This is a genomic window from Rhodococcus sp. A14, from assembly GCF_011603105.1.
Lineage (GTDB): Bacteria > Actinomycetota > Actinomycetes > Mycobacteriales > Mycobacteriaceae > Rhodococcus_F > Rhodococcus_F opacus.
In genome coordinates, this window is record NZ_JAAOQS010000186.1 from 1 (window position 1) to 9169 (window position 9169).

Genomic DNA, 9169 nt, shown 5'->3' on the forward strand with positions numbered 1-9169 from the left:
CCCGAACCGTCCCCCCGGCCCGCCGCCCCGCCCGCGCCATGGCAGGAGGAAGAAACCCAGCGCGCACCCCATGCCGCACCGCCCGAACTGGCCGGGGCCGCCGACTCCACCCTCGAGCGGCTCTGGCACCCGCCCGCGCAAGTCCGCTGGTGGCGCGGGACGTCCACTATGGTGATCGCCGGGCTCCTGACCCTCCTGGCGGTGGTCGCCGTCGGAGTGGTCGTGTACAAACAGACCCGGACCCCCACCCAGACCGAGAGCGCGACCCAGACCGAGAGCGCGACCCAGACCCAGACCACCCTCCCGTTCACCGGCCGCAATGCCCCCGCGGGGGTGGCGGTGGACGCGGCGGCCAACGTGTTCATCGCCGACTCCGACAACGGCCGGGTGTTGAAGCTGGCGGCCGGGTCGAACTCGCAGACCGAGCTGTTCACCGGCCTCGACCACCCCCGGGGGAGGTGGTGGTGGACGCGAGAGAAAACGTGTACGTCGCCGACAGCGACAACAACTGGGTGCTGAAGCTGGCCGCCGGGTCGACCACCCACGTCGAGCTGCCCTTCACCGGCCTCCTCGGCCCCGAAGGGGTGGCGGTGGACACCGCGGGAAACGTGTACATCACCGCACCGCCAACGGCGGCCGGGTGTTGAAGCTGGCGGCCGGGTAGACAGGTGAGCTTGCCGCAACCTGGTTCCTAGGTCTCGCTGCCGGGACATTTGAGACGCTGCGACCTCCCTCGACTCGTTCAGAGTCGATCTACCACAGGGCCAGGGGTAAGCCCGCGTCCTCGGCGCCGTGGATCCGGGGTTTCGATTGCCTCGGCATCCGCCGAGTGCGAGTCCGGTGCGGATGACGGCGGCGACCGCGCGGATGCGGCCGGCGGGGCCGCGGACGTCGGCGAGGGGGCTGGTCAGGTTGCGCCGGCGCAGGTTGTATTCGGTGCGGTCGTCGGCGTTGGTGCCCAACCGCATGTGCGCGGGGTTGGTGCAGCCGGCGAAGTCGGATTGGTGGCACAGCACCGTGTCGTCGGCCCCGGACCACCCCAGCCGCGGGATGATCCCATATTCGAGCTGGTACGCGAACAGGTGCGCGGGGACGATGCCGCGGCGGGACGGGCCGGGCAGGCCGGCCGCCCGGAAGGAGCCGTGCCCGGCGGACGAGACACTGCCGAGACAACCGTGCCCCGACGACCCGGGCGTGTCAGTAGGTCTTCGCTTCGAACCGCGCCACGACCGCGGGGTCGTCGAGCCAGGGCCGGTCACAGCCGTTCGGGGACCCGGATCGGTAGCGGCTGGCCGATCAGGGCGAGTTGCTCGACCTCGCGGCCCGTCGTGGAGGCGGGCATCCCGGGCAGCATCGGCGCGGCGGTGACCATGAGGTACCTCCGGTCTCGGGCTCGTCGGTGCTGTTACCGGTGAGGCTAAGGGGAGGTCCCGACACAAAACATCGGGTGAAGACCCTGAGCCGCAGGTGATGTCACTGGGGCGGGTGTGCGATGCGCGCGGCGTGGTAGTCGGCGTGGTCGCGGGCGGCGAGTGCACTCCACCGGGTCGCGGCACTGACGGAGATGCCGAGGAGGTCGGCGAGCACCGGCGCGGGCAGGTCGACGGCCAGTGCCCCAGCGCCGCCCCGCGGGCGGACCGCACCGCGAACCCGGCCGTGCAGCAGGAGGGTAAGCCGACCGGGATCGAGCACGTCCGCGACCTGTTCGGTGAACTCCTCGAGGTCGCATCGTGCAGCCGCGCCGCAAGGACTGCGGCGAGGTCGGCCACCGCCGCCTGCCGCTTCTCGGTGTCGGCGCCGGAGGTCACAGTCCTCGGGGCAGTCGGATGGTGTTGCGCCGCACGGGCGGCGGCGGTGCCGCGGCATGGGAGCCGGGGGCCTTCTTGTGAACCGGTTCCTCGGTAACAGCAACTTCGATGAGGTCCTCCACGCCGACGTCGAAGATGTCGCACAGTGCGGCGAGGGTCTCTAGGCTCAGCCGTTGCGGGGTTTTGGTGACGAGGCGGTAGACCTGTTCGCGGGACAGGTGCACCCCGCGCTCGGCGAGGACGGGAACGAGATCGGTGGTGGCGAACATGTCATGCTCGGCCATGACATTGCGCAGGTGCCATCAGCAGCCCAGTTTCTTGGTCACGTCTGCCCCCAGAGGTCGGGAAGTTTCGCCAGCGATCGTTGCAGCAGCCGGTTGCGGTACTCGTCGGAGACCCCGCTGCAGATCGCGATCGACGCCGCGTAGGAATGCCCCACCTGGGCGGAGACGAACTTCTCCGGATAGTCGAACTCGACGAGGTGGGTGATGTAGGAGTGCCGCAGGCAATGCAGATCCAGGGACGGGTCGAGGCCGGCGGCGTCGCGGGCAGCGGTGAACGCCTCGTTGATCCGGCGCAGCGACATCCGGTCGGCGCGTTCGGTCACCCAGACGGCGGGATGTGAGGTGGCGCCGAAACGCGGCCGCACCTCGCTGCACCACTGTTCGAGCACGGGCACGATCCAGTCCATCTCCGGGACGGTGAGAACCGTGCGGCGTTTCGGTGGGCTGCCGCGGGAGGACTTGCCCCAGCGCACGAACAGCGCACCGAACCGGCCGAACCGTCGGGTTGTGCCGCAGGTCGGCCAGGTCCAGACCCCAGGCTTCGCGACGACGAATCCCGAACGCGTAGATCGTCTTGAGCAGGGCGGCATCCCGCATCGCGGCCGTCACACCCTTGCGGTGGTGCGCGCGGATCTGTTCGACGCGAGCGTCGGCGGCGTCGAACAGGGCGTGGATCTCGTCATAGGTCAGCGGCCGCCGGCGCGGATTGCCCTCGTGTTCGGTGACGTGCACGATCGAGTTCGACTCGTGCAGCAGTTGTGTCGGTGTCACACCGAAGCGCTCCCGGCATTCCGGCGGCCATCCGTAGCGGGGATCGGTGACAAATGCGAGGAACTGTCGCAGCGAGATCTCGTAAATCCACGCCGTCGACACCACGATCGATTTCGCACCCTGGCGGCGGCTGGTGATGAATGTCCTCGATGTCCGCACACTGCCAGTTCTACGGATAGTCGTTGGTGAATTCGGCAAGCCACCGCAGCAACGTCTGCCGCGACTCGATCATCGCGGGCTGGAGGAACCGGGCGCGTTGTTGCACCGCCCACCCGTCCAACATCGCATCGAACACCGCCGTCTCCGGATCCAGATGCGCGACGCCGTCTGCGAGGACGCGGTGGGCGACACCGGGGCGGTCCGCCGTGTCGGCCACGATGCATAGGATGCATCATTGCGGCGTGTAAGGCAACACCCGAAATGCAAGGTCGAACGGCCACAACGCCATTGGGTTCCTCGCCTAGAACCCGAGCAAGTACGCTGCGACTGCGTCCTACTTCGCAGCGCGTCGAGTGCGTCATCGAATGCAATTCCGCCTAGTTCGGTCAGTAGTAGTTTGGCGATGTGGATACCAAGTGGCAGGACTCCAAGGCCGTGTCGTCGATGCTCGACGACTGGGACACGTGGGCAGTTGTCGGGCTCTCCGGCAATCCCGACCGGACGGCGTTCCGGATCGCGGAGCTGTTGCAGCGCCGAGGAAAACGTATCGTCCCGATCCATCCTGACGCCCCAACGGTGCTCGGCGAGCAGGGTTACGCCACTCTCGCGGACGTTCCGTTCCCCATCGACGTCGTCGACGTCTTTCGCCAGTCGGAGGCCGCCGGCGAGTTTGCGGACCAGGCCGTCGAGATCGGTGCGAAGGGTGTCTGGTTCCAATTGGGCGTCATCGACGAGGCCGCCTTCCAGCGAACGATCGCAACGGGCGTCGCGATGGTGATGGACACCTGCCCGGCGATCGAGTGGAGTGCACGGGATTCAGCCTGACCGTGGTCGGGCTGTAGTCCGCCGCGCGCGACTGCCGCTACTCTGGACCGAAATCGTGCAAATCGGACAACGGTCTGATGCGCTCAGTCAATCGGAAGGTTCCCACCTGTGGCCATCGACTACACCCGACGCCCGTCCACTCCTGCCGCACCGCAGGGCGGAGTCAATCTGAGCAAGGTGACCCTGTCGAAGGCTGCGCCTTCCGTCAGCCTCACGAAGTCGGGTGAGCGACAGGGTGCGATGCGGGTCAACCTCAACTGGTCGACGGGCGCGACACCGCAACCGAAGAAGACCGGTTTCTTCGCGAAGCTTGCGGCCGCCGCGGGCGGTAACAACGGCATCGACCTGGATCTCGGCTGCTTGTACGAACTAGCCGACGGGTCGAAGGGTGTCGTCCAGGCACTCGGCAACAGTTTCGGATCGCTGCAGGCCCCGCCGTTCATCAAACTCGACGCCGACGACCGCACCGGCACTGTGACCGGCGGCGAGAACATGCACATCAACCTCGACCGACCGGAAATGTTCAAGCGGATCCTCATCTTCGCGATGATCTACGACGGCGCACCCAACTGGGCAGCCGTGGACGGCGTTGTCACCCTCTACCCCACCAGCGGCCCCGAGGTGGAGGTTCGACTGGACTCGTCGAACAGCTCCGCCCGCATCTGCGCCATCGCGATGCTGCAGAACACCGGACAGGGCCTCACCGTCACCCGCGAGGTGAAGTACATCGAAGGCAGCCAGGCGGATCTCGACAAGACCTACAGCTGGGGCATGAAGTGGGCGGCCGGCCGCAAGTAACGGCGCCTGCGGCGGCAGACGTTGGCGCCTCATGCTGAACGGCGCGCACGTGTACTCGTAACCAGGTGCCGCGTCCACCCGCAGTCGGCGCCGGAGTTGGGCGTCGAATATACTCTTCGCGGCCTTGCGGAGTCGGATCGAGGGGATCCAGATAGCGTGAGGTGAGGGGACGCTTCGGGGGGAATTGTGAAGGTCGATCCAACAGAACTGCGCGTGCTCGCTTCATCTATGTATGACGTAGGTGAAGCGATCGATGACATCGAGGTCCGTGGCTCGATCATCACGGTGGGCGACTTCATGCCGGGCTGCGATGTCCCTGCTGCACTCGACGAGGCCGGCGAGTTCATCGAAGGCGCATATCTGCGAATGGCGCAGCGAGCGAGGCGAATCGCGGCTGTCGCGACCGGAAACGCGCACGAGTTCGAAGTTTCGGAGGACGACTTCCGGTCGCAACTGAACGCAATCGGAGCTCGGCCCTGATGCCGACCCGCAGCGAGATCGAACGATGGAAGCCGGCCGCACTCCTCGATGTCGCCGCGCGCCTGCGCGTCGGGGACGCCGACTACTCAGGTCAGCTCGATCGAATGCGCTCGGGGATCCAAAATGTGGGAAGTCACTGGCACGGCGAATCGTACGATGCGGCATACGACCGCATCGGAACCGACTGCGATGTCGGTGCACGGACATCACGCGAGATCTTGGAGCTCATCGATGTGCTCGATCAGGGTGCGAACAATCTTGTTTCTCATCTGACTGTTGTCAACACCAGAACAGCTGAGGCCGAGGCAGACCAGTGCACTGTGGCCGATGACTGGTCCGTTTCCGGCGATACCGCTAAAGCCGAGCAACATTCATCCGCCATCGCTGTCGCGTTGCGCGAGCTCATGGTGGTCGCGGATGACACCGCGAAGAAGATTCGCGACGCCGCCGTCGAGATCCGGGCGTGCGGAAATCAACTACCTGAGGGACTCGATCCCTCGGGCGCAGAACATGTTGTCGGCACGCAGGAAGCCCGCGATCAAGTTTCAGCTGAAGCGTTCAATGACATGTTCGGGCGATACCCGCTCTCGCCAAGTGACTGGCAAACCGCCACCGTGCTGAATCCGAACAGCTACACAGAGAAGGACCAAGGAGTGCAGCCGGAGATCAAGGTTGTGCACATCGATCCGGTACCGGGCCAAGGGGTTGTTCGGACGAGTAGCTTCATCGAGCAGTACTCGGTGTTCAACCGGCCGTACTACGACCTGGGAGACAATCGCCCGAACAGTCCCGACTTCGATCCCGAAAACAGCAGAGTAACCACATATGTCGACTATGAGAACGGCATCGTCGTCATGCGGCAGAACCCGTCGGTCGATACCACCGGTGAAGTGAAGGTCGGGTCTCCGGACGCCGAGGTGTGGCAGGTGGACGACGGGTCAGTGCGCCTGAAGTACGAAGCAGCGAACCCCTTCCATCCGAAAGTCGGACCATTCGAAGCACCCGGCGATGCAATGCCCACCGTGCACGGCGATGTGGTGATCACGCCAGGGCAGGGGCAGCCCGGGATGCCCGGTTCCACTGGTGTGACGGTCAATGGAACGCGCGCCGACTATCCGTCTTTCGAGGTGTACCAAGACGACCCCACTGGCACGACGCACACGGTCGCCGTGGATCCCGCGGCCTCGGGCCAACCATGGGGTCCGGCGCTCAACCTCTGGACCGACCATGACATCGGCAGCGGCGAACGTGCGCTGGAACAGTTTCAGCACGTTCAGGAATGGGCTGGGCGCATCCCTCCCACCGTGTCCGATCTTCCCAGCACGTCCCTGGGCAGCACCGACAATCCGCCACGCGTGAAGTGACCAGGAGACGGGTCGAAGGTTGATGAATGTGTTGAGAAGGGCCACGACAACCGGCCCCGGCTATTGGAGAGCTGCGACTCTAGGCACTCCGTCGTGGCTGGCACTCGTCGTCGCAGGGTTCTTTGCTGTGGCTCCCATCGTGGGTGCCCTCTTCCCGGGCGATCCGGCCGACGTTGCCCTCGAGTTCGCCGCCATTGGCACCGAAGCCGTCATCAGCATTCTGGTAGCCGTCGCGCTGTTCGCGAGCGGATCGGCGGCCCGGCGTGGATTCGCACTGGGCATTGTCACCGCGGCGATAGTCGGCGTGGAGTTCGCGGCGATTCACTTCGCGATCAACATCGATGCACAGTATGCGGTGGCTCCGTGACCGAGAAGACTGACACCTGGTTCGGTGCCGCCACCTATCTGTCGATGGCGATTACGCTCGTGCTCCTTGTCGTCGGAATCGTGAATCCGTCGACCAATTCGGGCACACCGGCCTGGGCATGGGCCGCTCTTGTTGTCGGGCTCGTCATCATGATTGCGTTCTTTGTTGCCGGCCAGATCTATCGGCGCATCGCGTTTGGAGTACTCATCGGGCTGCTGACGCCGCTCTGTGCGTTGTTGGCGATTCCGATCGTGGCAGGGATAGGTCACGTATTGGGTGCAGTCTTCGGGTAGCCACCGGCACATGTCACCGACTGGCACAGCCGCGTCGGCGAAGGCCGCACACGTTCCGATCGACTGTCACGGGGCATGGCGCTACCGTCGGAACTATGTTCAGTACCGAGATCGAGGTGCGGACCGGCGCCGAGCCGGTGGTGTACGACCTGACCCGTGAGATCGAGAAGTTCCTCGCCTCAGCAGGCGCCGGTGACGGCCTGTTGCATGTGTGGGTGCCGCACGCCACTGCGGGACTCGTCGTCATCGAGACCGGCGCGGGAAGCGACGACGACTTGCTGCGCGCGATCGACGAAGTGCTTCCGCGCGACGACCGGTGGATCCATCGTCACGGCAGCCATGGGCACGGCCGCGACCACGTACTGCCGGCGTTCCTGCCGCCCTACGCGTCCGTGCCCGTCTTCGACGGCGCACTCGCGACGGGCACCTGGCAATCCGTGTGCCTCGTCGACACCAATGTCGACAACCCGGTGCGACACGTCCGATTCAGCTTCCTGGAAGGCTGAACCGGCGCCCGCGGAGTCATCTCCGATCAGGCCTTCGCGAGTCCCCTTGCCGAGGAATAGATTTCGGGCAGAATCGCCGTCTCGTCGGTGGACGATTGGTCCACCCACGTTTCCAACGCCGCCCGGAGCACGGCGATCGACACATCGACCGCCAGTCGAATCTGCAAGTCGGGGCAGTCGAACCTCTTCGACACCACCTCGACCAGCGCCGCGGTCCGACGCACACTCTCGCGCGCCAGCTCAGCCCGCAGCGCCGGCTCCTTCTTGATGAGACGGTTCACCCGCAGCAATCGCCGGCACGCGATCGACGAACTGTCCTGGTACATCGTCAGAGCAGCAGCGAAGGCCCTTTCCAGCGCGAGCCTCGGTGAGACCTCCGAGTCGAGCTGGTCGAGCCCGCCCGCCAAGACCGCCTCGAACGCCCAGTGGTCCCGGAGCGCGGCCTCTTCCTTGGTAGCGAAATATCGGAAGAAGGTTCGCTGGGACACTCCCGCAGCCTGCGAGATCTCGCCGACGGTCGTGCCCTCGACACCCTTGTGTTCGAAAAGCGTGAGTGCGGTCTCGCTGATCTCGACATTCGTCTGCTCGCGTCGTCGCTCCCGCAGCCCCAGCGGGCCGGCGGGCAGGTCAGGCGACACGGAGAACGCTTCGGGTCTGGTCATCAAGGGCCTTCGTTATCGGTAGGAGCACACCCCCGCGATGGTCCTCACGTGGTCACCGGTTGTCAATATGGCAGCGTGTGCCATAATGTTGGGGAAGGGTAGGTAATCTATGAATCTCAATATCGGTGATATTTTTCTGTACCCGCACCATGGGTCGGTGACTGTCACAAAGCTCACGACCCGGATGTTCAACGATTTGCCCACCGAATACGTACAGTTCGAAGTCGCCCAGAACGGGCTGTCCATCGAGATTCCGGTAGCGAAAGCCGAATCCATCGGCGTGCGGAATGCGATCAACAACGACGAAGTCGGTCGAGTCTTCGACATCCTGCGCGGTCCGACGGTCGACGACCCGTCGAACTGGTCTCGGCGATTCAAGGCCAACCAGGAAAAGCTGACCGTGGGCGGGATCTTCACGGTAAGTGAAGTCATCCGCGATCTGATGACGCGTTCGCAGGTCAAGCCACTGTCGGCCGGCGAGAAGCGGCAGCTCGAGCACGCAATGCAGCTCGTCATATCTGAACTCGTCCTCGCGATGAAGTCCGACCCCGACGAGACTCGGCGCCGCATCGAAGCGATTTACGAATCCGCCGCCGCCTCTGCGCCGGTGGCTGTCGCAGTCTGACGACACGATCGGCAGCAGCCCCGGACGAAAGTTCGGGGCTGCTGCCGATTTCGTGTGCCACTTCGCGGCCCGTGACGACGTCTCCAGCGCGGGAGTCGAGATCAGCTGCTGCCGAAGAGGTTTCCGAGTGACCCTGTTCCCGAACCGGCTCCGTACGTGATGACTACCGACGAAACAGCATCCGCCCCAGCGACGCTGAACGTTCCGCCGGGCGCGTAGGACGATCC

12 protein-coding genes and 2 pseudogenes are annotated in these 9169 nt (G+C 65.1%); 10 read left to right on the top strand and 4 right to left on the bottom strand.

What is annotated here, in order from left to right:
• Together G9373_RS43775 and G9373_RS43780 are read left to right on the top strand one after the other, a co-directional pair.
• Positions 1-519: pseudogene (locus G9373_RS43775) on the top strand (hypothetical protein); the annotation flags it as partial.
• The gene (locus G9373_RS43780; protein ID WP_167121069.1) at positions 465-647 is read left to right on the top strand and encodes a hypothetical protein; all 183 of its coding nucleotides are present in this window, start codon (positions 465-467) and stop codon (positions 645-647) included. The pseudogene G9373_RS43775 and the gene G9373_RS43780, both read left to right, overlap by 55 nt.
• An 826-nt stretch (positions 648-1473) precedes the next feature.
• On the opposite strand, the gene G9373_RS43790 is transcribed toward G9373_RS43780, so the two are convergent.
• The 3 genes and pseudogenes from G9373_RS43790 to G9373_RS43800 all read right to left on the bottom strand — a co-directional run bounded on the left by G9373_RS43790 (position 1474) and on the right by G9373_RS43800 (position 3239).
• Positions 1474-1692, bottom strand: a complete 219-nt coding sequence (locus G9373_RS43790) for a hypothetical protein (RefSeq protein ID WP_167121071.1) — start codon at positions 1690-1692, stop codon at positions 1474-1476.
• A gap of 112 nt (positions 1693-1804) precedes the next feature.
• On the bottom strand, positions 1805-2104 hold the full coding sequence (locus G9373_RS43795) for a helix-turn-helix transcriptional regulator (protein ID WP_265147562.1): 300 nt from the start codon (positions 2102-2104) through the stop codon (positions 1805-1807).
• Positions 2105-2130: 26 nt separating this feature from the next.
• Positions 2131-3239 (bottom strand): annotated as a pseudogene (locus G9373_RS43800) (site-specific integrase).
• A 188-nt stretch (positions 3240-3427) separates the two neighbouring features.
• On the opposite strand from G9373_RS43800, the gene G9373_RS43805 reads away from it, so the two are divergent.
• The 7 genes from G9373_RS43805 to G9373_RS43835 all read left to right on the top strand — a co-directional run bounded on the left by G9373_RS43805 (position 3428) and on the right by G9373_RS43835 (position 7655).
• The gene (locus tag G9373_RS43805) at positions 3428-3847 is read left to right on the top strand and encodes a CoA-binding protein (protein WP_167121073.1); all 420 of its coding nucleotides are present in this window, start codon (positions 3428-3430) and stop codon (positions 3845-3847) included.
• Between the two features lie 108 nt (positions 3848-3955).
• On the top strand, positions 3956-4645 hold the full coding sequence (locus G9373_RS43810) for a tellurium resistance protein (RefSeq protein ID WP_167121075.1): 690 nt from the start codon (positions 3956-3958) through the stop codon (positions 4643-4645).
• Positions 4646-4831: 186 nt separating this feature from the next.
• Positions 4832-5125 (top strand): hypothetical protein, encoded by a 294-nt coding sequence (locus tag G9373_RS43815; protein WP_269590946.1) that lies wholly within the window; start codon positions 4832-4834, stop codon positions 5123-5125.
• Positions 5125-6489: a WXG100 family type VII secretion target gene (locus tag G9373_RS43820; protein ID WP_167121077.1), complete on the top strand. Its 1365-nt coding sequence runs from the start codon at positions 5125-5127 to the stop codon at positions 6487-6489. The genes G9373_RS43815 and G9373_RS43820 overlap by 1 nt, the downstream gene beginning before the upstream one ends.
• A gap of 127 nt (positions 6490-6616) precedes the next feature.
• The gene (locus tag G9373_RS43825) at positions 6617-6856 is read left to right on the top strand and encodes a hypothetical protein (RefSeq protein WP_133984795.1); all 240 of its coding nucleotides are present in this window, start codon (positions 6617-6619) and stop codon (positions 6854-6856) included.
• Complete coding sequence (locus tag G9373_RS43830) at positions 6853-7149, top strand: hypothetical protein (protein WP_167121079.1); 297 nt, start codon at positions 6853-6855, stop codon at positions 7147-7149. The genes G9373_RS43825 and G9373_RS43830 overlap by 4 nt, the downstream gene beginning before the upstream one ends.
• A 95-nt stretch (positions 7150-7244) precedes the next feature.
• Positions 7245-7655: a YjbQ family protein gene (locus G9373_RS43835; protein ID WP_005564528.1), complete on the top strand. Its 411-nt coding sequence runs from the start codon at positions 7245-7247 to the stop codon at positions 7653-7655.
• A 26-nt stretch (positions 7656-7681) separates the two neighbouring features.
• On the opposite strand, the gene G9373_RS43840 is transcribed toward G9373_RS43835, so the two are convergent.
• Entirely contained in the window at positions 7682-8317 is a 636-nt protein-coding gene (locus G9373_RS43840; protein ID WP_167121082.1) for a TetR family transcriptional regulator, read from the bottom strand.
• 109 nt (positions 8318-8426) lie between these two features.
• Between G9373_RS43840 and G9373_RS43845 the strand changes: the two genes are divergently transcribed.
• Positions 8427-8942 (top strand): CarD family transcriptional regulator, encoded by a 516-nt coding sequence (locus G9373_RS43845; protein WP_043788687.1) that lies wholly within the window; start codon positions 8427-8429, stop codon positions 8940-8942.
• Positions 8943-9169 lie beyond the last annotated feature (227 nt).

Coding starts and splice junctions, on each gene's coding strand:
- G9373_RS43845 (WP_043788687.1), top strand. CDS start 8,427: ATGAATCTCAATATCGGTGATATTTTTCTGTACCCGCACCATGGGTCG.
- G9373_RS43840 (WP_167121082.1), bottom strand. CDS start 8,317: ATGACCAGACCCGAAGCGTTCTCCGTGTCGCCTGACCTGCCCGCCGGC.
- G9373_RS43820 (WP_167121077.1), top strand. CDS start 5,125: ATGCCGACCCGCAGCGAGATCGAACGATGGAAGCCGGCCGCACTCCTC.
- G9373_RS43835 (WP_005564528.1), top strand. CDS start 7,245: ATGTTCAGTACCGAGATCGAGGTGCGGACCGGCGCCGAGCCGGTGGTG.